The organism is Paenibacillus sp. (assembly GCF_031177825.1).
Taxonomy (GTDB): domain Bacteria; phylum Bacillota; class Bacilli; order Paenibacillales; family YIM-B00363; genus Paenibacillus_AE.
On the sequence record NZ_JAPSKE010000021.1, the window covers coordinates 61,237 to 85,701 of the forward strand.

Below are 24,465 nucleotides of genomic sequence, written 5' to 3' on the forward strand. Positions count from 1 at the left end.
TCTCGTCCCTTACGGACGGAGCGCGATTTTTATTTTCGAGGAACATCGTCGATCAAGGACATGAACGCCCGCGGCGCCGCCCAGAGAGAGGGAGCTTGGCTGAAACTCCCTTCGGTCCGTCCGCGGCCGTTTACCGCCTTGACAGATGCGGCCAGACAATGGGTCGCCGGGAATTCCCGTTATCGAATGCCGGAGGGTTCGCCGTCGGTCGGCGAATCGAATTTGGGTGGAACCACGAGCGCGCTCGTCCCTTGCGGATGGCGCGCTCTTTTGCGTTCAAAGCGTCATATAAAACCGAAGAAGGAGCGAGAACAACATGATCGAAGAAGAGTTGAACCATGTCAGACGATTCGCCGCGATGTTGACGGCCGCGGCCGTTCGGCGCCGATTCCCCGATGCGAAGCTGGGAGGTGTCGAGCTGACCGAATCCGGCTTCCATTCCGACTTCGACGTGCCTCGCCCTTTGACGGAGGTCGACGTCGCGGCGATCGAGGAGGAGATGCATCGCATCGTCGAGGCGGGCGCGGACGTATGGCCTCCGCGCTGCCGCTCCATCTCTTCCGGCGAAGCGCTGCGGCTGTTCGAGGGCCGTGGCGAGCGGTGGAGGGCCGAATGGGTTCGGGATCACGGCGCCGCGGCGCCGCTCGTCCGCATCGAATATGGGGAATGCGTCGACGTCTATGCCGGGGAGCTGCGCGAGGCCGCCCCGGAACGCGTCCCGGCGTTCAAGCTGCTGCACGCCGCCGGCGCCTACTGGCGCGGGGACAGCGCGAACCCCGTGCTGCAGCGCATCTGCGGCGCTGTCTTCGCGGACCGCGCGGAACTCGACGGCCACCTGGCTTGGCAGGAGGAGGCGCGGCAGCGGGACCATCGCAAGCTCGGCAAGCAGCTGGAGTTGTTTATGTTCGCCGAGGAGGCGCCTGGCATGCCGTTCTACTTGCCGAACGGCGCGGTCGTCCGGAACGAGCTGGAGGCGTTGTCCCGCGAATTCCTTCGGAAGTACGGGTACGAGGAAGTGCGCACGCCGATGATCATGGATCGCGCCTTGTGGGAGCAATCCGGACATTGGGAGCATTATCGCGACAATATGTATTTCTCCGAGATGGAGCGGCGCCCCTTGGCGGTGAAGCCGATGAACTGCCCCGGCCATATGCTGCTCTTCAAGCATAAGCTTCGTTCCTACAAGGAGCTTCCGCTGCGATACGCCGAGTTCGGCCAAGTGCACCGGCACGAATTCAGCGGCGCCTTGAACGGGTTGCTCCGGGTGCGGACGTTCTGCCAGGACGACGCTCACGTCTTCGCCGCTCCCGGGCAGATCGAATCGGAGATGCTGCGGACGATCGAGCTCGTGAAGGAGATGTATGCCGTGTTCGGCTTCGAATACGGCTTGGAGCTGTCGACGCGGCCTCGCGATTCGATGGGAAGCGACGAGCAGTGGGCGGCGGCCGAGACGGCGCTGGAGCGGGTGCTGCGCGCGTCCGGGCTGCCCTTCCGCGTCAATCCGGGCGATGGCGCGTTCTATGGTCCGAAGATCGACTTCCACATCAAGGACGCCTTGGGGCGGAGCCATCAGTGCGCGACGATCCAACTGGATTTCCTAATGCCGGAGAAATTCGGCCTCGCGTATGTGGACGAACGCAACGAGCGAAAGGTGCCGATCGTCATCCACCGGGCCGTCTACGGCTCCATCGACCGGTTCTTTGGCATCCTGATCGAGCACTACGCCGGGGCGTTCCCGCTATGGTTGGCGCCTGTGCAGGCGATCGTCGTGCCGGTCGCCGATCGCCATGCCGACGACGCGCTTCGGATCCGGAATCGTCTGACGGCAGCAGGCATACGAGCGGAGGCGGACGTGCGAAGCGAAAAGCTGGGGTATAAGGTGAGGGAGGCGCAGCTTCGGAAAATTCCTTATGTCGCGGCGGTCGGAGACCGGGAGATCGCGGACGGCGTTCTCCAAGTCCGCGAACGGGGGCGGGACGAACAAACGACGCTCGGCGCGGAGGAATGGCTTACGATTCTATCGGAGAAGATCAGGCGTCGCGAATGATCTTGACGAAGGCGCGACTTCCGACTACGATGTTAGGAAAACTTTGGCAGGTGGCCGCGAATGAAGATGGCGTTCGTTCTGTTCGACAAGATGACTTTGTTGGATTTCTCGGGGTTTTGCGAAGCGGTGACTTGGCTGCGGATGTTGAACGCGTTCGACGATGTAACTTGGGAGTTCTGCGCCGATCGGGAGCAGGTGACGGACGACCGGGGGTTGACGTTGCGCGCCGGCCGCGTCTCTCCGAACTTGTCGGCGTATGACCTCGTGTTTATTCCGGGCGGCCTGTCCACGCGTCAGCTCCGGTACGACGCCGAGTTTCTGGATTGGATTCGGACGGCGAAGGACGTTCCCTATAAGGTGTCTGTCTGTACCGGAGCGCTCATCTGGGGAGCCGCTGGATTTCTGGAAGGCAAGCGCGCAACGACGAATCCGTCCGCTTACGAGCTGCTTGAGCCGTACTGCGCGGAAGTGGCGAAGGCGCGGTTCGTCAGAGACGGGAACGTCTTTACGGGCGGCGGCGTGTCGGCTTCGATCGACCTTGGGCTGTATGTCGTCGAATCGCTCGCGGGTCCCGACATCGCGAAGCAGGCGCAGGCGAAGCTGGACTATCCGTACTACACGCTGCAGACGTAGGAGCGTTGCAGTCGGAGAAACTCCGACTATTTTTGAAAGGGAAAACCAAGGAGCGTCAGGCATTTCGCCTGACGCTCCTTGGGATTCAGCGGTCTTTATGGTGGCCGAGACCCTTTCCGTTTTCATGCCCTTTGCCGCATTCGTTACGCTCGCAGGTCCCGCCGCTCCCGTAAGCAGGAGCGCGCCGACGAGCAGCGCCTGAATCCATCCTTTTCGCTTGGACATCCCATTCTGCCTCCTTCATCGATCGACGCCGCATGGGCGCCGTGAGTACATGCGTTCCGCCGCATAAGCGATAGCGAAGACAGCATACCATTTCCGGCCGGGCGCTAGAATGAGGGAAACCCGATGAATTGGGTAGAAATCCGGATAACTCGATCCTCGAAACAGGGCTGTGGCGGAAATTTCCTGAGGAGGGTACTATAGGGTAAGAAGTGAAGGTTTAGGGAGGGGGCGATTCCGATTGAAGTTGATATTGGCGCTATTTCTATTGCTTTCCGGATGCTTGCAAAGCCCGGGAGAGCGCGACGCTCAGGATCCGGATAAGCCGCCGGGCGAACGGCCGGCCTCCGCCGCGGAGACGAAGGAGGGCGATTTCGTCTACCGCCTCGTGAGCGAGCAAGGTACATACGATGACGGGAAGGACGTCCGTTTGTATGCGGAGCTCATTTTTACGGGGCCGGAGGAGTCGGTTACGATCTATCACGCGGCGTCTCCGTTTTATTTTCCGATTCGCGAGACGACGAGAGGGTACGATATCGGATTCATGATGAACCAACCCTTGCTGCATACGGAGCTTCGCCGGCACGTGCCGCTTCGCGAGACGTACGTGAAGAGCGGCGGATTCAGCGAACAAGACGAACGGGAGTACGTCGAGTTTATGAAACGATTTTGGAAGGAAGGGTTTCCCGAAGGAGAGTACGTCGCGAACGGATACGCGGATTTCTTCGTCGGGAACGGCCCGGACGATGCGAACAAGATCGATTATCGGATCGGGGCGGCGGTCTCGTTTTCCGTAAAAGGGGTTCGTTAGGGATGAAAAGAGCACTCATTACGCTGCTTACGCTCGCTTGTCTATTCCCGCCCGCCCTCGCGGTCGCGGCCGAACGTACGGAGGAGACTAAGCCGTGGATCGATCGATATATGATCTACTACGGAAAGCTGGACGCGAAGACGATCGAGACGGCGAAGTCATACGAACTCGTCGTGCTTCACCCGCATAACGCGAATTTGACTCGCGAGCAAGTGAAAGCGATCCAAGCCGGGAACAACCCGAAGGATGCCGCGGACGATGTCATCGTGTTGGGCTATATTTCCGTAGGGGAAGATTCCCGAACGTACGGACTGACGAGCGATCAGATGACAAAGGACCGGAGATTCGTCGGGGACGGCACAGGGCCGCGCGTGGATCCGAGGGGGCCGCACCCGAACGGCTCGAACAGTCTAGAAGGCATCGACCCGCGCGGCGACGCTTCGCCGGGCGGCGCCGGCTTCGCGTCGTACTACTTGGATGACAACGACCGGGACGGGCAACCGGATCGGAACCGATACTTCGACGTCGCCTTCGTGAATGTCGGGGACCCCGTTTGGTTCGACCTGCTGAATCGAATGAAGCTGGATACCGACGGAATCGCAGGGTTCGGCGAGCTGCTCACGGAAACCTATGGCCGAGGATTGGGACTTAACGGCGTATTTTTGGATACGGTGGACACGGCCGCTCCCAATTCGTATACGGACAAGAACAGCGGCAACCAAACCGAGTTCGAATGGACGGCGCCCGGCTATGCGGACTTTCTTGAACGGTTGCGGGACGCGTATCCGGACAAATACGTGATGCAAAACCGTGGACTGTTTTACTTCGATCCCCGACTGCCGCATTACGATTTCAATCCCGGAGAGGCCGTCGACTTCGTACTGTTCGAGAGCTACCGCATGAACTCGAGCGATCAGGAGACGTTCAACGCTAACTTCGCGGCGGACAACAAATTCAACATCATGCCGAAGCTCATGGCGGAAGCGAATCGTCCGGGCGGCTTCCAGGCGTTGTCGCTCGGTTATGCCGAAGGTCCTTCGAAAGAGATGAAGGAAGAAACGTTAACGGGACAGTCGACGCTCGGCATTGACCTTCTGAAGCAGGATATCGTCGAAGCGGAGCAGGTCGCGGGTTTTCGTCATTACATTACGAATGCCTATTTGACCGTCGCGAATTCGTTCGTCGCGGAACGCGGGTCTTTGAAGGACGCGGCGCCGCCGGCATGGTCGAGCGTATACAACGACTCGCCTGTCTGGCCGCCGAAGAGCGTCGCCCCGCGCGTCGGCATTCAGGAAGCTGTCGCGTTGCCGCAAGGCGTGAAGGTGCGTTGGGATATCGCGTTGGATTTGCACCCGGTGACGTACACGTTGTACTATCAGGAGTCGCCTTTCGACTTTGCGAAAGATCCGAATTTGACGAAAGCGAAAAGGTTGACTTTGACGCCGTCGGTCGCCGAGGGCTACGGAAAAGGGGATGCGAAGGCGTATCCGTATGAGGCGACCGTTCGGGGGTTGAAGCCGGGGACGACGTACTATTTCGCGATCCGCGCGAAGGACGCGTCCGCGGCGGCGAACGAGGAGAAGAACGACGTAGTGCTCAAGGTACAGACGATGAAGTAGGAGGGTTCGGAATATGATGCGCGATCTCGACGCCGATCACCGTCCTTGGCCGCCGCCGCGGCGCCCGTGGGTCATGAAACAAACGTGGGACAGGCTGCTGTTCGCGCATTGGCCGGTTCGGCCGGACGAACTCCGCGGCCTGATTCCCGCGGAGCTGACGCTGGACACGTTCGACGGCGCCGCTTGGGTCGCGGTCGTGCCGTTCGGCATGAGCGGCATTCGTCTCCGGGGGCTGCCGCCCATTCCGGGAACGGCGGCGTTCCCCGAAATCAACGTGCGCACCTATGTAACGCATCAAGGAAAGCCGGGCGTCTATTTCTTCAGCTTGGACGCGACGAATCCGCTGGCGGTCGCGTCGGCGCGGCTGTTTTTCCATTTGCCTTACGTTCGAGCGGACATGTCGATCGCTTCGATCGCCGACGGCGCCGTCGATTACCGCAGCCGCCGTACGCACCGGAAGGCGGCGCCGGCCGAATTCGCCGGCCGGTACGCGCCGATTTCCGAGCCGTTCCGAGCCGCAGCCGGTAGTTTGGAATCGTGGCTCACAGAGCGTTACGCCTTATATATCGTGCGTCGAGGCGGCGTCTACCGAGGCGATATCCACCACGAACCGTGGCCGCTGCAGCTCGCGCAAGCCGACATCCGAAGCAATACGATGGCCGCGGCTGCGGGAATCGCGCTCCCCGAAGAGCCGCCGCTGCTGCACTACGCGCATCGGCTCGACGTGTTGTTCTGGACGTTGGAGAAGGGATAACCGCGTCGTTTTTTCTATAGATACTGTTGTTGAAGCTGTCGAAGCCGGTCTCGGATGTCGTCCACGAGTTCGACCGGCTCTATGACCTCGGCATCCGTCCCCATGCTTAGGAAGAGGCAAGCGAAGTAGGAAAGATCTTGCTTCGGAATCCGACCGGCATAGCTGCCGGACCCGTCCTCGTTCACCTGGATGCCGTCGGCCATCCATTCCTCCGCCACGGCGCGGCGCACGCCGTTCCTCGTCAATCGCACCTCAAGCGTCACCCATTGGAAAAAGAGATCCGACGCATGTTGCCGCCAGTCGCCCAAGTGAACGTCGGCAGACGGCTCGTCCGACGGCGAGCCCTCGTCCGGCTTCGCCTCGAGAATCCGATCCGCCCGAAACAAGCGATAGTCTTCCCGGAGACGGCAATACGCCGGGCAGTACCAGAAGCCGTTCTCCGCGTAGACGCCGACCGGGTGGATCGTTCGCTCCTGCGCGCCTTCCTTCGAATCGTATAGGATCCTCAGTGGCTGTCTCGCAATGGAAGCCGACAGCAGCAACTTCAGATGAGGCGAGCCGACCGGCCGCTTCGGAATCTTGAACGCGATGCGTTGCCGCATGCTATCGATGCGCTGCTTGGCGTCCGCCGGCATGAAGGAGTAGAACTTCGCCAACGCCGTCCGCGTTTCTGTTTCGAACGGCAGCTCTCCGAGCTGCTGCAGCGACTCGTAAGCGAGAAACATCGCGGCGGCCTCCTCTTCGGTGAAGGCGATCGGCGGGAGCAGACGTTCCTTGACGAGCCGATACCCGCCATGCGGTCCTACCTCCGAATACAGCGGCACTCCGATCGCCTCGAGCTCTTGCAAGTCCCTTAGGATCGTCCGCTTCGAAACGCCGAACGCTTCCGCCAATTCCCCGGCCGTAAAGCGCCGCCGCCGGTTGATTTCCACGAGCAATTCCATCAATCGTTGCGATCTCGTCATATGATTTTCCGTCCATTCGAATAATGGTGAAGAGAATTGTCACTATTATATGATACTTTGGTTCATGAGCAAACCATGCCAATCGATGACGAAGGAGTGTTCGTAGATGACGAACGGAGTAACGCGAATGAAGGAGCAGTTGTTCGAGGAGTTTGAGCTGGGGATGCGGACGGCCTGGCGGTTGATCGGGCGCATCCGGCCGGAGCAATGGTCGTACCGTCCGGCGGACAACATGCGCTCGCTGCAGGAGTTGGTGCACCATATCGCTTCGATGCCGGAAGTGGATGTCATGATCGCGAAGGAGGCGACCGAAGACGAGGTTCGCGCGGCGGAGAAGACGTATGCGCGATTGGAGAGCGACGCGGACGCGTTGACGGCGGCGATGGGTCGAGGATTCGAGTCGTTGAAGAAGCATTACGGCGTCATGTCGGACGAGGAGTTTCTGCATCGAGCGACGACGCCGTATTACGTGAATCATCCGACGCTCCAGTCGAGGTGGCTGCTCGAGACGGTCACGCATCTGTTCCATCACCGGTCGCAGCTGTTCCAATACGTGAAGGCGCTCGGGCATGATGTAACGATGATGGATTTATACGTCTTGTAGATCGCCATCTCTTGATTCCCGACATTCCTCCATAGTATCATCCCAAGAAAGCGGTTGGGAACGAATGGAGGGGCGTCCAATGGATTTCGAGTTTCTTGAGGGCTTCGACCGCATTCGCGGCGAAGAGATCGATCTCTCCATCGCATTCAAAGCGCCCGGGATGGGAGAGATGGGAATCGTCCCGTCCTACATTTACGATATCGTGCTGCACGGGACGTACGAGGTCGTCGGGAGAATCGACGTTCGCATCGGGATGAACCGGAATTTGTATTATGGGGGCCATATCGGTTATTCCGTGGAGGAAGCCTATCGCGGGAGAGGCTTCGCGGCGAAAGCGTGTCGACTCATTCAGCGCGTCGCGGTCGCGCACGGCATGCGGACGGCGATGATTACTTGCAACCCGGAGAACGCCGCCTCGAGGAAAACATGCGAAAATGTCGGCGCGGTGCTGCTCGAGATCGTCGATCTCCCGCCCGACAACGATATGTACCGAGAAGGCGAGCGGCGCAAGTGCATCTACGAATGGAAGCTGGAAGATGGTAACCGCGGGAGCGGCGAACGTTAATAGAAATACCATGCCTCGATCATCGTTTCTTTACATTTGCCTGTTACCATGAACTTAGAAAAACCAAATCTTAGCGAAATTCTCGAAGAGGGAGTGTTGCTCGATGAATGGTTTTCCGATCATGGTCGCGGTTGCGATCGCCGTGCTCATTGGCGTATGGTATTGGACGAAGAAGCGGTCCTGGAAGACGGTATACAAGCGGATGGAGTTGACGGAGCAGGCGTCGGATCAATACGCGCTGTTGCAGGAGGAAGGCATTCGATGCCGCATCCGAAGCGTGCCGATCCGCACGAATATGAACGCGGGCGCCGTCGCGCAAGGGGGGCTCGAAGCGGTCGAGATGATGACGGTCGTCGAGGTCCACCGGAGCGACGTCGAGCAGGCGAAGCGGTTGTTGGAAGAGCGGGTACAGGGCCAATACGAGTTTATTTTCGAAGCATCGTAAAGAAATCCCCGGCACAGACGTGTCGGGGATTTTGCGTTCTGGTACAATAGGATAAATTCGGAAAATGGGGTGGCCGCATGTTTCCAGCAGTCGTCTATGTTATATCCTTCGGCATCGCCGCCGTCATGCTCCTCCTTTTCGCCTTGGGCTTTCAAATCGTCATGCCTTCTTCGACGCAGTGGATCGGGTTCGGCATCGTGCTCCTTTTATTCGGCATCGGTCTGTCCTCGATGGTTCCCGATAGCGCCCCGTGGGGGATGTTCTTCCTGTCGTTCGGTCTCGTGTGCGGATTGATCGGTTTTCTGAAGAAAAGGTAAAAAAAGTCCAGCCTTCGAGACAAACCGTTTTCCGGTTTCCGTCGTTGTTCCTTACGTAAGGAAACTTTTCCTAATGGGGAGGAACGTTGATGAATACTTGGATACGGGGCGTACGGCTGGGGGTCGCGGCGGGGCTGCTGTCGTTGACCGCGGCGTTCGGCATCGGGGCGTCCGCGGCGGCGGACGACATCGCATTACAATCGGACGCCGAAGCGGCGGGCCGACTCGGCCTTCTGCTGGGGGACGGGGACGGGCTGACAAGGGATTATTTGGAGAAGAAATCCACACGATTGCAAGCGGCATTACTCTCGCTTCGTTTAACCGGTAAGCTGGATGAAGCGATGGATTACGAGCCGACATCGAATTTTAGCGACAAGGATTCGGTTTCGGTCGGAAACCAAGCGGTGCTAGGGTATTTGAAGGAACATCCGGAGCTCGGCTGGCAAGGCCCCGGAGACGGGACGTTCGATCCGCTGTCCGTCATCAACTCGCAACAGTTTTATAAAGTGATGCTCGAAGCGCTCGGCTATACGTCGGGCGCGGACTTCGCGTATGCCGATACGGAAGCGTTCGCGGCCTCGAAAGGGCTGGTCGGCATTCGCGGCGTAGGCGAGCTGACGAACGCGCATCTGGCGACGGCGCTCGTCGAGAGCCTGGGAGCGACGACGTCCGATGGCGGCACGCTGCTCGCGTCGCTCCAAGCATCCGGCGTCGTATCGGCGGAAGCGGCGCTCCCGACGGGGAAGCGTCTCGCGCTCGCGAACGATCCGGAGCTCGGCGCGGTCTTGACCGATTCGGAGGGCCGGACGTTGTATTTCTTTACGAAGGACATCGCGGACTTGAATTCTTGTCAAGGCGGTTGTTTGACCAATTGGCCGATCTTCTACGAGGACGAATTGATCATCCCCGCGACGCTGAATGCCGACGACTTCGGCGCGTTCACCCGTTCGGACGGCGAGAAGCAGTTGACTTATAAGGGGTGGCCGCTTTATACGTTCGCGAAGGATGCGGCGGCGGGCGATACGAACGGCGAAGGCGCGAACGGCGTCTGGTTCGTGGCGAAGCCCGATTACGCCGTCATGATCGGAACGTCGGCGGAGCACGGCGATTATATAACGGATGCGTACGGCAACGCGCTTTATTATTTCGCCAAGGACGCGCCGAACGCTAGCGCTTGCGCGGGGCCATGCGTCGCGAATTGGCCGTTGTTCATGGCTCATGGCGCATTGCCTTCCACGTTGTCGGCGGGCGATTTCGGCATGATCGACCATCCGGAGGGCGGCGTGGTTACGACCTTCAAGTCGTATCCGCTCTATTATTTCGCGAAGGACGCCGCTTGGGGCGATACGCTCGGGCAGAACGTCAACGACGTCTGGTTCCTGGTGTCGCCGAAGACGTTCGAAGGCACGAGCGCCGGCGCGGGTACGGGCTCGAGCTCGAATGCGGGCGCGCAGCAAGGAAAAACCTACAACGTCGACATCCGGGAGTTCTCCTTCGGGAGCGGGCCGCTTACGGTCGAAGCCGGTTCGACCGTCGTCTTTACGAATTACGACGACATGGAGCATAACGCCGTCGCGGCGAACGGCGAATTCTCTACGCCGCTGCTGAAGAAGGGCGAATCGTTCGCGATCACCCTGAACGAAGCGGGGACGTACGAGTATTTCTGCGAGCCGCATAAGCGGTTTATGACGGGCACGATCATCGTCAAGTAATTCGACCGGAGGAGGTGGAACGGATGAGTCGATGGAAGTACGCCGCGCGTTCGATGTCGATCGTCCTGCTGCTGTTCGCTGCGGCCTGCAGCTCGGCGGGGGGAGACGGCTCGACGGACTCGCCGACGGCATCGGCGGAGCAGCCGGAGGTCGAAGAGAGCGCGGAGCATGGGGACGGAGAGCCGCACGAAGCGCCGGCCGAGCCCGCGGCGGCGGAGCCGGCGACGTCCGGATCTTCGACAGGAGTCGAAGCTCCGATGGCGGAGAAACCCGCGAAGACGGAAGCGCCGGCGGCCGAACCGCCGGAGGATCCGGCGGAGGAGCCTGCGGAGCAGCCGGGCGAAAAGCCGGTCGAGAAGCCGGCCGCGCAGCCCGCGCCGGACCCCGCGCCGTCGCCTGCGAAGGCGGAGCCCGTTCGTCATGTCGTCGAGATCGTCGACTTCGCCTTTTCCCCGGATCGCTTGGAAATCAACGCGGGCGACACCGTCGTCTTCGCGAATAAGGACGCGGTCGGGCATACGGCGACGGCCGAGGACGGGTCGTTCGATACCGGGATCCTGAAGCAAGGGGAAGAGATGGAAGTGACGTTCGCCGAAGCCGGAGAGTTTCCGTATATTTGCACGCCTCACCCGGGCATGAAAGCGATCATTCTCGTGAAGTAGATTTGGGAGGTGGGGTTTGGCGTATGCTGCATCTATCCGACGGCGAGCTCATGCGGCTCGTCAAAGCGAAGCGTCGCGCCGCCTTGTCGGAGCTTTACGATCGATACGCCTCGCTCGTCTACTCCTTCGCCTTGAAGGCGATGAGAGAGGAGAGCGCGGCCCGGGAGGTCGTACAGACCGTCTTCTTGCGGCTGTGGACGACGGAATCCGAGTATGATCCCGAGAAGGGGGCGTTCTCGAGCTGGCTCGTCACGATCACGAGAAACATCGCGATCGATCGGCAGCGCCGCATCCGCAGAGAAACCGAGCGGCAGGCGGAGCTTGCGCCGGAGCGCTGGGAGCGGATTCCCGACGAGCGGAACGTCTCGCCCGAGGAGCTCGCGATCCAGAGCGGCATGCGGCAACAAATCCGTACGGCGTACCGGCATTTGTCCGCGCAGCAGATCGCGTTGTTGGAGCATTTCTATTGGAACGGGTACAGCCTTAGCGAGTTAGCGAAGCTGTACGGTCAACCGCTGGGGACGGTCAAGCATCGACTGCATCAGACGTTGAAAATATTACGAAGGCATCTGACCGCCGAAGGGGAGGGATGGTAATGCGAAAGAGCGATCGGGAACCGATCTGCGGTTTCCTGCTCGAGTATGTGTCCGGCGACGGAACCGAAGCGGAGCGACGCGCGTTCGAACGCCACCTCCCCGGATGTCCCGCTTGCGCGGAAGAAACGGCAGAGCTTACCGAGGCTTGGGAGGGGTTGTCCGCGGACATGGAGCGGGTCGAACCGCCGAAGGATTTGAAGAAGCAAGTGCTCGACGCCGCGTTCGCTTCCGAGCCGCCGACGTCCGAGCCGTCGGCGTTCGAGCGGCCGTCTTCCCGGCGATGGCTGCGGTACGGCTTCGCGGCGGCGGCATCCGTCGTCATCGCCGTCATGGGGTTGCGGAACTATGAGCTGCAGTCGGACCGAAGCGCGATGCCGCTCCCGTTGGAAGAAGCGGCGTCGGCTTCCGCGGCGAGCATCGAAAGGCTGGTTCCGCTCTATGCTTCGTCGGAGGCGGAGCGCGCTTACGGCGTCGCGTGCGTCGTGGACAACGGCCGCGATAAGCAGTTTATCGTCTATGTGTTCGGCGCGGAGCGAACCGAAGGAGAGGAAGCGTACCAAGTGTGGCTGTTGAAGGACGGCGAACGTTCGAGCGCCGGCACGTTCCGCGTGAACGAGGACGGCATCGGCGTCCTCGCGATGCCGATCGCCACGGAGCCGCCGGCGTTCGATGCGATCGGCATTACGATCGAACCGGACGATCGGGGAGATCAGCCGAGAGGGGAGCGGGCGTTCGCCTCTTGACGGAAGGAGAAACATGGGAATCCGCTCTTGACACATCGGTTCGTCCGATCCACTATGGAAGTAATCGACGAGGAGGGGGATTTTCCCATGATACAACGTCCCGCAAGCGAGGAATACAATCCATATTTCGCCGTGTACATCGATCGCGTCCCGGAGGGGAACATCGTGGAGCAGCTTCGTCGGCAGCAGTCGACGCTGATTGAGCTGCTGGACGCGATTCCGTCGGAGAAGCTGACGTATCGGTACGCGCCGGGCAAGTGGAGCGTCGCCCAACTGATCGGACATATCGCGGATACGGAGCGGGTCATGAGCTATCGGCTGCTGCGCGTGGCGCGAGGCGATCGGACGCCGCTGCCCGGCTTCGATCAAGACCTGTTCATCGCGAATTCCGACTTCGACGAATGGACGGTCAGCCGTTTGAAGGAGGACTACGAGGCAGTGCGGAGGTCGACGCTGTCGCTGCTCCAAGGACTGCCCGCATCGGCGTTCGAGTTCCGCGGCGTCGTCAGCGGCAACGAGACGTCGGCCGCGGCGCTGGCATACATTATCGCAGGTCATGAGCTGCATCACGTGGACATTTTGCGGCGTCTGTACCTGTAAGGCGGAAAAAGTCGGTCCCGGAGAGTTCCGGAATCGACTTTTTTCTGTTCCTTACAGTTTGAATACGTTCATCGATTGCTGCAGCTGGGAGACGAGCTTCGTCATCTGTTCCGACTGGGCGACAATCGCTCGTACGGCGGAGATCTGTTCGGCCATCGACGCGGATACCTGCTCCGTACCGGCCGCTGATTGCTGCGTGAAGGCGGAAATATTTTCGACGATGCCGGAAATTTGCTTCGAGCTCTCCAACATCTGCTCGCTCTCCTCCGCGAAGACGGCGATCTGTTCGGAGATGAACGTCACGTTGCGGACGATCTCGGAGAACACCTGCTCCGTCTCGGCGATGAGGCGCGTCTGCTCCTCGACGATCTGTTCGTTCTCCGACATTGAAACGAGCGCCTTCTCGATGCTCTGTTCGATCGTACGCACGAGCTTGAACACTTCCTTCGTCGAGCCGGTCGACTCTTCGGCGAGCTTGCGCACTTCTTGAGCGACGACCGCGAAGCCGAGTCCGTGCTCGCCCGCGCGTGCCGCCTCGATCGACGCGTTCAGGGAGAGCAGGTTCGTCTGCTCGGCGATCTCCGATATCGTGCGCGTAATTTGGGAGATGCCGTTCGCCTGCTTGGCCAATTCGTGAATCGTCTGGGAGACGTTCGCCGTCGCCTGCACGTTTCGTCGCATGCCGCCGGTTTGGGTTTCTACGGAATCGAGCCCTTTGCGGACGAGCTCCATCATCTGGCCCGACTTCGCGTTCATCTCGCGCGTCGATTCGGTGTACGCGCCGACCTTCTGCTCGATGTTTTTCGTCGCGACCGATACGCCGGCGATTTCTTCGGACACCTGTGCGGCGCCCGACGCCAGCTCGTTCGCCGCGATCGACACTTCCTCGAGGACGGTCTTCATGTTTTCGTTCTTCATATAGATGTCTCGGCTCGACTCGAAGACGTGCTTCGACGTGCGGCTCGTCTCCTGCAGCAGCTCGCGCAGCTTCTCGATCATCTTGTTGAACGCCGCGCCCAGCTGTCCGAGGGTGTCGTCGGATTGCATCTCGATACGGCTCGTGAAATCCCCCTTGGATATGGCCAGCGCCGCCTTCGTCATATCGTCGATCGGTTCTGTAAGCGTTTTCTCAAGCCAACGGAAGAAAATGACGCTAAGCCCGCCCAACACCGCTAAGCTCAACAAGCCGATCGCAAGACGTCCGAACGCGATGAAGAACGGGAGCATGACGATCGTATAGGCCATAATGACCACGTAATTCCCGAATTGCAGTTTGCGATTGAACGATAAATTCGTAAACCAGTTCATCAGAACGCTCCTTTAACTAGGAATAAAGTCTTGGGCAAATTATAACATTTTATGCCATGAAGTACTACAGATACTTTTCTGTCGAAGCTTTGGAGGATGGATACCTTTGGGTACGTCCGGCAACACTATAGCGAATCGCAAGGGAGGGACGAACGAATGGCCCCATACGAAGAAAGCAAGCAGGAGGCGGACGGAGACCCGAACACCGTCTTAGAGAATACGTCGGCCCACGAACGCATCGGATTTCGGATGGACGACACGAAGAATGCGAGCGTCAATCTGGGCAGTACGTCGGATTGGCTCGGCAAGGAAAACGAGCAGCGCAAGAAGAGCCCTCGGTGACGAGGGCTCTTCTTGTTTGTGGCGGGCGGCGGGCCGGGACCCGATCCGCGAAGCGCGAAACCGCGGATATAAGCGGAAATTTCCGCCTAGCGGTGCTCGCGAAGCGCCTCGTCGCAGGGCCCGCCGACTCCGCTTACAACGTCTGCACGATCGTTACGTTCATATGCTGGCGCAGATCGATCTCGTACGCGGCGGACGTTTCCTTCCCGTCGGCCTCCTGGATGATCCGAACGATCGGACGGTTCGTCACGAGAGGGTCGACGTAGGAGACGACGCCGATCTGTCCCGTGTTCAGCTGGACCGTCGACGAGACCGGATAGATCGCGATATATTTGCAAAACAGCCGGATCAGTTCCAGATCGAACCACTGGTTGCCGTTCGCGTACAAAAATTCGATCGCCTCGCTCGGACTGTATCGCTTCCGATACGGCCGCGGCGACGTTAAAGCGTCATATACGTCCGCGATCGCGACGATTTGCGCGTATTCGTGAATTTCCCCGCCTTTCAATCCTCTAGGATATCCCGTGCCGTCGAACCGTTCGTGATGCTGCAGCGCGCAATGCGCGGAAAGCAACGACACGTCGAATTGGTTGCGCAGGATGTTGTAGCCTTCCTCGGTATGCTTCTGAAGCCTTGTGCGCTGTTCGTCGGTAAGATCCGCGGACACCATCCAGAGATTGTCTGGAAACACCGTCATTCCGACGTCGAAGAGGAGCGCCCCGACGCCGAGCTCGAGCAGTTGGTTCCGATTATAGCCCTTAGCGATGCCCAGCACGCCGGCGAGCACCGCGACGTTGACGGCATGGTGGAACAAGTATCCGTCCTTCACATGCAGGTTGACCAAGTTCACGATGACGTCGCCCCGATTCGGGAGCTCGGTCATGATGTCCGTGAACAGCGTCCGGAACGCGGAACCTAAATCTTTGACGGGAGCGACTTTCTTTCCCTTCGCTTCGTTCATCAATCCGGTCATCGTCTTATGCACGGCTTCGACGGATTTCTTACGGGTTTCGTCCTGGAGCACGTCTTCGGGAATGATGTCGGACGTCCGGTTGTCTTCCACGTAGATGTAGTCGATGCCCATCTGCTTCAAGCGATCCAAGTATCGGTCGTTCAATTCCACGCCGACCCCAAGCAGAATCGATCCGGTTTCGGTCCAGATCGGCTTGGCCAGCCGGTAGCCGGGACGGGCCGCGCTAATATGCGTTCTTCTCAAGATGACCACCTATCCCTCGAGCATCATATTTAATTATGTAACATAACAAAGCTGACGCGGTAAAGGATTATCTTCGTCATGGGTCGAAAGAATGTGTAGGAGGGATCCGGAATGGACGTGTCGAGAATCGATCGAGGCAACGTAACGCTGTTTCTTACATACTGCAGGCAAGTGCGAGACGACGTCGGCGACTCGTTTTTGTCGGAAGACGAGCTGTCGACCTTCGATCCGGAGTCGGGAAGGCCGTCGTACCTCTTGATGGACGGCGGCGACCCGGTCGGGGCCGTCTCGGTCGCGGAGGACGATTACTTGACCGAGTCCGGGAAGGCGAGGTTCCGCATCTTTCGCGCGGACGACGGCCGAGCCGAGAGCTACGCGGCGTTATGGGAGGCGATCCGTCCGTCGCTCGAAGGCGCGCCGTACGTATTCCTGTTCGCGAAGGCATCGGATACGGCCGCGCGCTGCGCGTTCGAGGCGTTGTCGTTCGAAGCGGAACGGATCGCCTATGTCTTGCTTAGGGAGGAGCGCCCTCCGATCGGCGAGGAGGCGCTGCCGGAAGGCTTCGAGCTCCGGCCGTTCCGGTACGGGGCGGACGAAGCGGCATGGTGCGAGGTGCGGAACGCCGCATTCGCGACGCTGAGAGGCAGCGAAGCGCCGATGGCTCCGGAGCACGTCGCCAAGTGGCAGGGCGGAGAGGACGAGCTCGAAGGAGGGATGCTCCTCTTGTTCGAGGACGAGGAGCCCGTCGGATGCGTACGCGCGCATAAGGACGAATACGAAGGGATGCCGTGCGCGACGATCGGTCCGTTGGCGCTGAAGCCTTCTCGTCAGGGCCGCGGCCTCGGCCGGACGTTGCTCCGGGCGGCCGTGCGGAACGCGGCGGCCCGAGGATACCCCCGCGCGTTGTTGTCCGTTAACGCCGAGAATGAGCAAGCGATCGCTTTATATCTCAAGGAGGGATTCGAGAAGAAGCTGGCTTTCGTCTGTTATAGCCGAGTATTTCCCGAGCAACCGCGAAATTCGACGGCGTTCGTGCAAGAATAACTTCTTCATCAGCGATGAGAGGGGGGTAACGATGAAATTTCGTACAACGATTCTACTCGAACGCAAGACGGCGACCGGACTCGAGGTGCCGCCCGAGATCGTCGACGCGCTCGGTGCCGGCAAGAAGCCGCCGGTTCGCGTGACGATCGGAGGCGCTTATACGTACCGAAGCACGATAGCGTCCATGGGCGGGAAATACATGATCCCGCTTAGCGCCGAACACCGGAACGGCGCGGGCGTCGCGGCCGGCGACGAGGTCGACGTGGAGCTCGCGCTCGACGACGAGCCGAGGGAGCTCGCCGTGCCGGCCGACGTCTTGGGCGCGCTCGACGCCGTTCCCGAAGCGAAAGCGTTCTTCGACGGCTTGTCCTACAGCAACCGGAGAAGAATCGTGCTTTCGATCGAGGGCGCCAAGACGCAGGAGACGAGAGATCGCCGCCTCGAAAAAGCGATCGAGGCGCTTCGAGAAGGACGCATGATCTAACGAATACCGGTCGTCGTCGAAAAAATAGTTCTTCCTCTCGTCGGACAACCGTGCCTTACGACGCATGCCGTTCGAATATTTTGATCATCCCCCACATAACGTTACATTCGCAGGGGAAATCGACAACGAGGAAAGGGCGGACTTGACGATGTGGAAACGAACATTGACGGTGTTATTGGCGATTGCGTTCGCAATCGGGACGGCGGGGTTGGCCGGCGCGGCGGGAGACGACGATCGAGGGGTTCCGATTCAATTGATCGCGGACCAAGCGACCGTGACGGCCGGCGGCAAGGCGACATTCCATCTGATCTACCATAACGTCGAAAATAAAGCGCGAACCAACACCCAAATTCATGTGAAGGTGCACGAGTGGATGGACGTCGTCGACGCGGGCGGCGGCGAATGGGACGCTTCGAACCGGTTGCTCAAGTGGAACGTGAAGGACGTGGAGTCGAACGGCGCTCACGTCGTCCATTTCCAATTGAAAATAAAAGCGGATGCGAAGCGAGGCGACGTTGGCGAGCTCGAAGCGGAGATCGAACTCGACGGCGGCGTGAAGTGGAAGACGCCGAAGGTGAAAGTGGAGGTCGGCACCGAGACGCACCAGCCGTTCATGCAAGGGTATCCGGACGGGATGTTCCGGCCCGACGGCGCGTTGACGCGCGCGGAGACGGCGGCGATGATCGCCCGAATCAAGGGGCTGAAGAGCCTCGACGCCGAAGGGTACTCCGACGTGCCGGCATCGCATTGGGCATACCGTTATATTCGGCAAGCGTCCGCGGAAGGTTACATGGTCGGCTTCGACGGAAAATTCCGTCCCGACGAACCGATCACGAAGGCGGAGCTGCTGACGCTGATGCTGCGGCTGCACGGCGTTCACGAGACGCCGTTCGATACGCCGTACGAAGATATGAAGGGGCATTGGTCCAAGCATGCGTTGGGTACGGCGCTTGCGTTGGGCTATGTCAAGCACCTGAACGACGAGAAGGACGTCCGGTTCGCGCCGGATTCGCCGATCGAGCGGAAGGCGGCGGCGGCGTGGTTGTCCGTCGGCTTGCTCCGCGGTCCGCTGAAGGACGGCGAGACGAAGGTCGTGCGGCACTTCCCGGACGTTCCTGCCGATCATCCGTACTTCGAGTGGATCGAAGAAGCATCGGCCGTGGCGCACGAATCGGAACGGCGCGGCGACGGCGCGGAGCGTCTCGTTCGTTACTTGCCGGAGGCGACCTCGCCGTTCTGAGTGCGCCGGGATCGCATTGGAACCCTTGAGAAATCAAGGGTTTTTTCTTTTTCTTTACTATATAATAATCGTTAGGATCGGATATATAGGGAGAGAGAGACATGCGAATCGGATTTCGGACATTGAAGACGGCCGTCGGGGTCAGTTTGGCGATCGCGATCGCTTACGCGTTACAATTAGAATTCTATACTTCCGCAGGGATCTTAACGTTGTTATGTATCCAGAAGACGCGGAGGGAGTCGCTCGCGGCCGTCTTGGAGCGGCTCTACGCCTGTTTGATCGGGATGGCGCTGGCCGGCGCCATGTTCTGGGCGATCGGGTTTCATCCTTGGACGATTCTTCCTTTGTTTCTCGTCTTTATCCCGATCACCGTTCGGCTGCGCGTCCAAGGCGGCATCGCCAGCAGCTCCGTCATCATGATGCATCTATACGCGCATGGCTCGATCGACGCCGCTCTCTTGCTTAACGAGCTCGCCATTATCGCGATCGGGCTCGGCGTGGCGCTCGTCGTCAATGTGTATATGCCAGGGATCGATAAGCAGGTCCAGCGGTATAAGGAGGACATCGATCGGTTGATGGCGATCGTCCTGGAAGAATACGCTAAATATATGAAAGACGGGTACGGCCTATGGGACGGGAAGGAAATGCTCGAGCTGTCCGACGTGCTGAGCAAGGCCAGAAACCTCGCGATTCTTGAAGTGGAAAATAACTTAACGCGCCGAAGCAATCCGTTCTACCATTACTTCGACCGGAAGCAGCAGCAGTTTCAAATTCTGGAACGCATGCTGCCGATGGTGTCGCGGATGGATATTCGGCTCGAGCAGGGCATTCGGCTAGGGGAGTTCATCGAGAGCATCTCCGCGAGCCTGCGTCATCCCGCGCCGGACGACTTCGCACGCCACGCGGACAAGCTCCGTTCGATCCGGGAGCTGCACAAGAGGCTGCCGATGCCGGAGACGCGGGCGGAGTTTGAAAATCGCGCCATCCTTTACGGTCTCGCGAACGAATTGGAGAGCTTTATCCGAAAAGGGTAAAGCGCCGGACGCAAAAGGGCGGCGCTACGGTTTCGACGGTTTATTTTCCTTGTAAACGGGGAAGTCGATCTTAAAGACGATCGACGCGATGCGAATGGCGAACGTAATGGCGAGGCATAGGTACATCGCGGCGGGACGCGGCATAAGCGGGGCGAGGAAATAATAGCCGGCGGCTCCGACGATGGAGGCGATCGCGTATACTTCCTTCCGGAAGACGAACGGGATTTCTTTCACGAATACATCGCGAAGCACGCCGCCCCCGATGCCGGTGATGAGGCCCATCGAGATGACGATGAACGGCTCGTCGAAGCCGTGCCGGATCGCGGAGCTCGCGCCGACCGCCGTAAATACGCCGAGTCCGATCGCGTCGGAGACGAGAATCACCTTCTGCAGCCGATCGATGCGATGGTAAAACAGCCAAGTGAGCAGGCCGGCCCCCGTGCTGACGAGAAAATAAACGGGTTCCAAAAACCCGACGGGCGGCAAATTGCCGAGCATGACGTCCCGTACGAGGCCCCCTCCCAGAGCGGTCGCCCCGCCGAGAAACAATACCCCGAACAAATCGAGCTCTTTCTTTATGCCGATGAGCGCTCCCGACACTCCCGCCGCGAACACGCCCAAATATAAAAACATCTCGATAAAGAACAAGTCCGTTCTACCCTTTCATGCACTCGCTTAAAGATACAAGCTATTATAGAAATCTTTCCGCAACATGTCCAACCCTTTCCGCATAGCTATTACGGTAGCTCGATTCGCGAATCCGAATCGAAGGTCGAAGGGACGGTGTTGACGGTGGCGGCGCCCATGCGGTTTCCGATCCCGGTGCAGACGGGGTCCTATATTGTTCCGAGCATAGAAGCGTACTATCCGATCGTTTACGGCTTGCCGAGCCAGCCGGCGCAAGAACGGATGAACGCCGCGATTCGCGCGCAAGCCGGGGCGATGATCGAGGAGCAGCGAACGAGCCAAGCGGCGGCGGGCGGAGGCGTAACGACGATGACGGGCTTGTACGAAATCAAGACGAACGAGCGGGGCGTGCTCAGCCTGACGCAAAGCAATTATGCGTATACGCCTCCCGCCGCGCACGGCATGACGCTGCTTCGCTCGCTCACTTTCGACGCCGCGACCGGCAAGTCGTACGCTCTCTCCGAGTTGTTCCGGAACGGGACTCCCTATAGGGCAGTCATCGACGCCGACGTCCGCAGGCAGATCGAAGAGCGCGACGTGCCGCTGCTCGCGGACTTTCGCGGCATCGCCGCCGACCAGCCGTACTATATCGCGGACAAGGCGCTCGTCGTGTACTTCCAGCTATACGAATTGACGCCGTACGTATACGGCTTTCCGATGTTCCCGATATCGGCGTACGCCTTGCAGGAGTACGTCGTCGAAGCGGGGCCGCTCGGCAGGATGCTGGCCGGCGTCTAGTTGAGCGGATGCACCTAGGCGGGCCTGGGCGAATATACTGTCCCGGGTGGTGATGCTTGATGACGCAGGAACAATACGGTTATCGTGCGGGCGACATCTTAACCGCATGCGATAACGAGCTGAACGTGCCGACCGGATACCTCGGGCATGCCGCGATCGTCGTCGATGACGAGCATATCGTCGAAGCGGTCATAACGTATCCGTACGTCCAAGTCGCGCGCGTCGAAGATTTCTTGCGCGTGCATCCGAAGCACGCGCATTACCGGCCGATCGCGCCGGAGCTCGGCCCGTCGGCGGCGAAGTATGCGATCTGGTACTACCAGCAAAGCAATCACAATAAAGCGATGGGCGTCGTGATTCCGCCGTTCTCGTTCTCCGACCGCATTCCGCTGCAGGATCCGTGGTCGTCGATCTACTGTTCGAAGCTGGTGTGGCTGAGTTATTATTACGGGGCAGGGTATCCGTTTTACAACGATTTTTATTTGTTTACGCCGGAGGACCTGGACGCCGTGCTGTCGACGGATCCGAATTTCCGTTTGATGTACAAACATCCCGAGTTTTTGTTTCTCGTCAATACGTAATCCGGGCAGGCGGGACGTTCACCTATTTTCCGAAGGCTGGGCGAATCACCACTCCACCGATGTACCCCCGACATATGATGGGATTGTGCTGATGCACGAAACCACAAACGAGGAGTGTTCGACTATGACGGGTTTGGGTAACTTCGGTGCGAATATGGGTATGCAGGCTGGCGTGAACGCGAATGCGCACTTGAACGCTCACGCGGGCTTCGGTCACGGAATGGGCGGTTACGGTATGGGTTACGGCTACGGCGGTTATTCCAGCACGGGCGCGATTTTGGTTCTCTTCATCCTGCTCGTAATCATCTCCCGCACGATCTACGCGTAAGGCGTGCGCGCGGAGCGGGAACGGCGGCGCGGCGCGCCGTTCCGGACGGCAACCTTCGAACGGTGGACATCGGTTTGGAACCGTCCAGGGTTGCATTGCCCCTAGAAGCTCAATCGACGCTTCCGGGGGCAATGGCCCCATGCCAGCCGGCGGCAGGTACATAAGACGGCATGTTTACTCGAGGCGCTCCGCGTCCCGGGTTTTTTTGTATAATAAGGGTGTGGAAAAAGGAGGAGACGCGGGTGCTGAGCTTGGAGCAAAAGAAGTTAATCCTCGACGTGCTTCGCAAGGAACGGAGAAGCCTCTTCTCGAAGCATAAGGGAAAGCTGCTCGAGAAGACGATCGAAGACGTCGGTCAGATGGTACGCAACGAGGAAGTGAACGCGAAAGACCGTCCGAGAATGTGACGGCTTCGAAGGGCATTTAGGCTTGTTCCGGGACTAACGTCGGATGACGCCGCCCATCTCCCGCGCATAGGATGAAGGGAACGACTTCCGACTACGTTCGGCAAGGGAAGGGAGGTGTCGAGATTGGCGGTTCCGATTCTAATTATCGACCCGGGCCACGGCGGCAGCGACCCCGGCGGCGGTTCGAACTCGCTGTGGCTGGAGAAACATCTCGTGCTCCAGATTTCGCTATACCAAGCGGAGCGGTTCGGCGAGCTCGGCGTGCCGGTAACGCTCACGCGGCGGACCGATACGACCTTAACGGCGTCCGACCGGGCCGAGATCGTGCGCGAAAGCGGAGCGCGGTATTGTATCTCGAACCATATCAACGCGGGCGGCGGAGACGGCGTCGAAGCGATTCATTCGATCCATTCGGACGGAACGCTCGCCAGGCGCATCGTCGACGCGATCTCGACGCGGGGGCAGAACGTCCGCCGGGTGTTCACCCGGACGCTGCCCGGCGATCGCACCCGAGATTATTATTTTATGCACCGGGAGACGGGCGGGGTGCAGACGGTCATCGTCGAATACGGCTTCGCCGACTCGCCGGGGGACGATATCACGCAGCTGCAGACGCAATGGAAGGCGTACGCGGAGGCGGTCGTCATGGCGTTCTGCCAGCATATCGGCCATCCTTACGCGCCGCCGCGCGCGGTAGGGAGCGGTTCCACGGGGGGCGCGTCCGGTGAACAGCCTAAGGTGCAATCGGCGATCGGCGTCGTCGTGAACGGCGCGGCGAGGGGATCCGGCTACCTGATCGACAACGTGTCGTACGTGCCTGCGCGCTTGCTGACCGAGCTTTTCGGGGCGACGGTCGGGTGGGACGGTCGCAACGTTACGATTCGTACCGACAACGACGAATAAATCGATTTCCTGAACGGCGGGGACTTTCCCCGCCGCTTTTTTGTAATGACTTTCCCGGTTTCGGAAGACGCTATAGGGGTACGCAAGCGGGGCGGGGGGACGAAGATACGATGGATCGGCGCAACGTAACGAAACTGCATGTCGCGATCGACGCGCTTCCGGATTCGGAAGGGCATGTCCGCGAGATGTTGTCATACCTGCAATACGCCCGCCGCATCGCGGGATTCACTATTCATTCGGAGCCGCCCGCGCCTCGCGGCGCGTCGAACGCGGCATTGAAATCGTTCGATAGGCTCGTCCGGTGGAAGATCAATCAACAGCTCGTCCGCGTCAAGGCCGTCACTTCGCGAGGCGAAGCGCTCGACATGGCCTGCAAGATTATGAATTACGATCTCGACGACGGGACGGTCAGTCTCTATGACGTCGACCGCAAGCAAGTCGAGTTTCTCTCCCTTGACCAGATCGAAGACATGAGACCGGCGCAAGGGTAGCGGGTCGATGGTGAAATCTGGCGATCCTAGAGCCGAATAAGGGGGGCGCGACCGTCGGATAATAGAGTTACTACAGCAGGGGAGGTGACAACCATGGGTACAGGTTCTAACAGCTCTAACGATTTGGTTGTACCGCAAGCATCTCAGGCATTGGAGCAATTGAAATTCGAAGTGGCCCAGGAACTCGGAATTCAGATTCCACAAGACGGTTACTATGGGCATATGGCGACTCGCGACACCGGTGCGATCGGTGGTCACATTACGCGTCGTCTCGTTCAGATCGCTGAACAATCGCTGGCGCGCCGTTAATGGACAGTGTCGGTCAGCTCGAAGAAAAACCCTTGCCGCGGCAAGGGTTTTTCTCTGC

General features: G+C 59.6%; 30 protein-coding genes. 26 read left to right on the forward strand and 4 right to left on the reverse strand.

Annotated features, from left to right (window positions below):
* Window positions 1-316 precede the first annotated feature (316 nt).
* From thrS to RIN49_RS20740, 5 genes are all read left to right on the forward strand, one after another.
* Window positions 317-2,047: a threonine--tRNA ligase gene (thrS, locus tag RIN49_RS20720; RefSeq protein WP_309122058.1), complete on the forward strand. Its 1,731-nt coding sequence runs from the start codon at window positions 317-319 to the stop codon at window positions 2,045-2,047.
* 60 nt (window positions 2,048-2,107) lie between these two features.
* On the forward strand, window positions 2,108-2,680 hold the full coding sequence (locus tag RIN49_RS20725; RefSeq protein ID WP_309122059.1) for a DJ-1/PfpI family protein: 573 nt from the start codon (window positions 2,108-2,110) through the stop codon (window positions 2,678-2,680).
* Window positions 2,681-3,143: 463 nt separating this feature from the next.
* Window positions 3,144-3,713 (forward strand): hypothetical protein, encoded by a 570-nt coding sequence (locus RIN49_RS20730; RefSeq protein WP_309122060.1) that lies wholly within the window; start codon window positions 3,144-3,146, stop codon window positions 3,711-3,713.
* Window positions 3,714-3,715: 2 nt separating this feature from the next.
* On the forward strand, window positions 3,716-5,332 hold the full coding sequence (locus RIN49_RS20735; RefSeq protein ID WP_309122061.1) for a hypothetical protein: 1,617 nt from the start codon (window positions 3,716-3,718) through the stop codon (window positions 5,330-5,332).
* Between the two features lie 13 nt (window positions 5,333-5,345).
* Window positions 5,346-6,086: a YqjF family protein gene (locus RIN49_RS20740; protein ID WP_309122062.1), complete on the forward strand. Its 741-nt coding sequence runs from the start codon at window positions 5,346-5,348 to the stop codon at window positions 6,084-6,086.
* Between the two features lie 14 nt (window positions 6,087-6,100).
* On the opposite strand, the gene RIN49_RS20745 is transcribed toward RIN49_RS20740, so the two are convergent.
* Window positions 6,101-7,051: a helix-turn-helix transcriptional regulator gene (locus RIN49_RS20745; protein ID WP_309122063.1), complete on the reverse strand. Its 951-nt coding sequence runs from the start codon at window positions 7,049-7,051 to the stop codon at window positions 6,101-6,103.
* A 106-nt stretch (window positions 7,052-7,157) separates the two neighbouring features.
* Here RIN49_RS20745 and RIN49_RS20750 point away from each other — a divergent pair, with 106 nt between their 5' ends.
* The 9 genes from RIN49_RS20750 to RIN49_RS20790 all read left to right on the forward strand — a co-directional run bounded on the left by RIN49_RS20750 (window position 7,158) and on the right by RIN49_RS20790 (window position 13,295).
* On the forward strand, window positions 7,158-7,655 hold the full coding sequence (locus RIN49_RS20750) for a DinB family protein (RefSeq protein WP_309122064.1): 498 nt from the start codon (window positions 7,158-7,160) through the stop codon (window positions 7,653-7,655).
* 79 nt (window positions 7,656-7,734) lie between these two features.
* A complete protein-coding gene (locus RIN49_RS20755; RefSeq protein ID WP_309122065.1) occupies window positions 7,735-8,220 on the forward strand; it encodes a GNAT family N-acetyltransferase in 486 nt (161 codons plus the stop codon).
* 103 nt (window positions 8,221-8,323) lie between these two features.
* Window positions 8,324-8,665, forward strand: coding sequence for a putative signal transducing protein (locus RIN49_RS20760; protein ID WP_309122066.1), 342 nt, complete (start codon window positions 8,324-8,326; stop codon window positions 8,663-8,665).
* A 77-nt stretch (window positions 8,666-8,742) separates the two neighbouring features.
* Entirely contained in the window at window positions 8,743-8,982 is a 240-nt protein-coding gene (locus tag RIN49_RS20765) for a hypothetical protein (protein WP_309122067.1), read from the forward strand.
* 89 nt (window positions 8,983-9,071) lie between these two features.
* Window positions 9,072-10,694: a plastocyanin/azurin family copper-binding protein gene (locus RIN49_RS20770; protein WP_309122068.1), complete on the forward strand. Its 1,623-nt coding sequence runs from the start codon at window positions 9,072-9,074 to the stop codon at window positions 10,692-10,694.
* 23 nt (window positions 10,695-10,717) lie between these two features.
* Window positions 10,718-11,356, forward strand: a complete 639-nt coding sequence (locus RIN49_RS20775; RefSeq protein WP_309122069.1) for a cupredoxin domain-containing protein — start codon at window positions 10,718-10,720, stop codon at window positions 11,354-11,356.
* A 23-nt stretch (window positions 11,357-11,379) separates the two neighbouring features.
* Window positions 11,380-11,952 carry a sigma-70 family RNA polymerase sigma factor gene (locus tag RIN49_RS20780; RefSeq protein WP_309122070.1) on the forward strand — a complete coding sequence of 191 codons (573 nt, stop codon included), beginning with the start codon at window positions 11,380-11,382 and terminating at the stop codon, window positions 11,950-11,952.
* Complete coding sequence (locus RIN49_RS20785; RefSeq protein ID WP_309122071.1) at window positions 11,952-12,695, forward strand: anti-sigma factor; 744 nt, start codon at window positions 11,952-11,954, stop codon at window positions 12,693-12,695. Before RIN49_RS20780 ends, RIN49_RS20785 begins: the two co-directional genes overlap by 1 nt.
* An 87-nt stretch (window positions 12,696-12,782) precedes the next feature.
* A complete protein-coding gene (locus RIN49_RS20790) occupies window positions 12,783-13,295 on the forward strand; it encodes a DinB family protein (RefSeq protein ID WP_309122072.1) in 513 nt (170 codons plus the stop codon).
* 51 nt (window positions 13,296-13,346) lie between these two features.
* On the opposite strand, the gene RIN49_RS20795 is transcribed toward RIN49_RS20790, so the two are convergent.
* Window positions 13,347-14,603, reverse strand: a complete 1,257-nt coding sequence (locus tag RIN49_RS20795) for a methyl-accepting chemotaxis protein (RefSeq protein WP_309122073.1) — start codon at window positions 14,601-14,603, stop codon at window positions 13,347-13,349.
* 156 nt (window positions 14,604-14,759) lie between these two features.
* On the opposite strand from RIN49_RS20795, the gene RIN49_RS20800 reads away from it, so the two are divergent.
* Window positions 14,760-14,945 (forward strand): hypothetical protein, encoded by a 186-nt coding sequence (locus tag RIN49_RS20800; protein WP_309122074.1) that lies wholly within the window; start codon window positions 14,760-14,762, stop codon window positions 14,943-14,945.
* Window positions 14,946-15,078: 133 nt separating this feature from the next.
* On the opposite strand, the gene RIN49_RS20805 is transcribed toward RIN49_RS20800, so the two are convergent.
* A complete protein-coding gene (locus RIN49_RS20805) occupies window positions 15,079-16,161 on the reverse strand; it encodes an HD-GYP domain-containing protein (protein WP_309122075.1) in 1,083 nt (360 codons plus the stop codon).
* Window positions 16,162-16,272: 111 nt separating this feature from the next.
* On the opposite strand from RIN49_RS20805, the gene RIN49_RS20810 reads away from it, so the two are divergent.
* The 4 genes from RIN49_RS20810 to RIN49_RS20825 all read left to right on the forward strand — a co-directional run bounded on the left by RIN49_RS20810 (window position 16,273) and on the right by RIN49_RS20825 (window position 19,963).
* Window positions 16,273-17,205: a GNAT family N-acetyltransferase gene (locus RIN49_RS20810; RefSeq protein WP_309122076.1), complete on the forward strand. Its 933-nt coding sequence runs from the start codon at window positions 16,273-16,275 to the stop codon at window positions 17,203-17,205.
* Between the two features lie 31 nt (window positions 17,206-17,236).
* Entirely contained in the window at window positions 17,237-17,689 is a 453-nt protein-coding gene (locus RIN49_RS20815) for a YdeI/OmpD-associated family protein (protein WP_309122077.1), read from the forward strand.
* A 148-nt stretch (window positions 17,690-17,837) separates the two neighbouring features.
* Window positions 17,838-18,929 carry an S-layer homology domain-containing protein gene (locus RIN49_RS20820; RefSeq protein ID WP_309122078.1) on the forward strand — a complete coding sequence of 364 codons (1,092 nt, stop codon included), beginning with the start codon at window positions 17,838-17,840 and terminating at the stop codon, window positions 18,927-18,929.
* A gap of 101 nt (window positions 18,930-19,030) precedes the next feature.
* The gene (locus RIN49_RS20825) at window positions 19,031-19,963 is read left to right on the forward strand and encodes an aromatic acid exporter family protein (RefSeq protein ID WP_309122079.1); all 933 of its coding nucleotides are present in this window, start codon (window positions 19,031-19,033) and stop codon (window positions 19,961-19,963) included.
* Between the two features lie 24 nt (window positions 19,964-19,987).
* Here the strand turns inward: RIN49_RS20825 and RIN49_RS20830 are convergent, their stop codons facing one another.
* Window positions 19,988-20,611, reverse strand: coding sequence for a trimeric intracellular cation channel family protein (locus RIN49_RS20830; RefSeq protein ID WP_309122080.1), 624 nt, complete (start codon window positions 20,609-20,611; stop codon window positions 19,988-19,990).
* A gap of 156 nt (window positions 20,612-20,767) precedes the next feature.
* On the opposite strand from RIN49_RS20830, the gene RIN49_RS20835 reads away from it, so the two are divergent.
* The 7 genes from RIN49_RS20835 (at window position 20,768) to RIN49_RS20865 (ending at window position 24,407) form a co-directional block, all read left to right on the forward strand.
* Complete coding sequence (locus tag RIN49_RS20835) at window positions 20,768-21,388, forward strand: DUF3298 and DUF4163 domain-containing protein (protein ID WP_309122081.1); 621 nt, start codon at window positions 20,768-20,770, stop codon at window positions 21,386-21,388.
* Window positions 21,389-21,447: 59 nt separating this feature from the next.
* The gene (locus RIN49_RS20840; protein WP_309122082.1) at window positions 21,448-21,969 is read left to right on the forward strand and encodes a hypothetical protein; all 522 of its coding nucleotides are present in this window, start codon (window positions 21,448-21,450) and stop codon (window positions 21,967-21,969) included.
* A gap of 220 nt (window positions 21,970-22,189) precedes the next feature.
* Window positions 22,190-22,297, forward strand: a complete 108-nt coding sequence (locus tag RIN49_RS20845) for a sporulation protein YjcZ (RefSeq protein ID WP_309122104.1) — start codon at window positions 22,190-22,192, stop codon at window positions 22,295-22,297.
* A gap of 242 nt (window positions 22,298-22,539) precedes the next feature.
* On the forward strand, window positions 22,540-22,704 hold the full coding sequence (locus RIN49_RS20850; RefSeq protein ID WP_309122083.1) for a hypothetical protein: 165 nt from the start codon (window positions 22,540-22,542) through the stop codon (window positions 22,702-22,704).
* 123 nt (window positions 22,705-22,827) lie between these two features.
* Complete coding sequence (locus tag RIN49_RS20855) at window positions 22,828-23,607, forward strand: N-acetylmuramoyl-L-alanine amidase (protein ID WP_309122084.1); 780 nt, start codon at window positions 22,828-22,830, stop codon at window positions 23,605-23,607.
* A 110-nt stretch (window positions 23,608-23,717) separates the two neighbouring features.
* Window positions 23,718-24,098 carry a hypothetical protein gene (locus RIN49_RS20860; RefSeq protein ID WP_309122085.1) on the forward strand — a complete coding sequence of 127 codons (381 nt, stop codon included), beginning with the start codon at window positions 23,718-23,720 and terminating at the stop codon, window positions 24,096-24,098.
* A gap of 93 nt (window positions 24,099-24,191) precedes the next feature.
* Window positions 24,192-24,407: an alpha/beta-type small acid-soluble spore protein gene (locus tag RIN49_RS20865; RefSeq protein WP_138198308.1), complete on the forward strand. Its 216-nt coding sequence runs from the start codon at window positions 24,192-24,194 to the stop codon at window positions 24,405-24,407.
* Window positions 24,408-24,465: the final 58 nt, after the last annotated feature.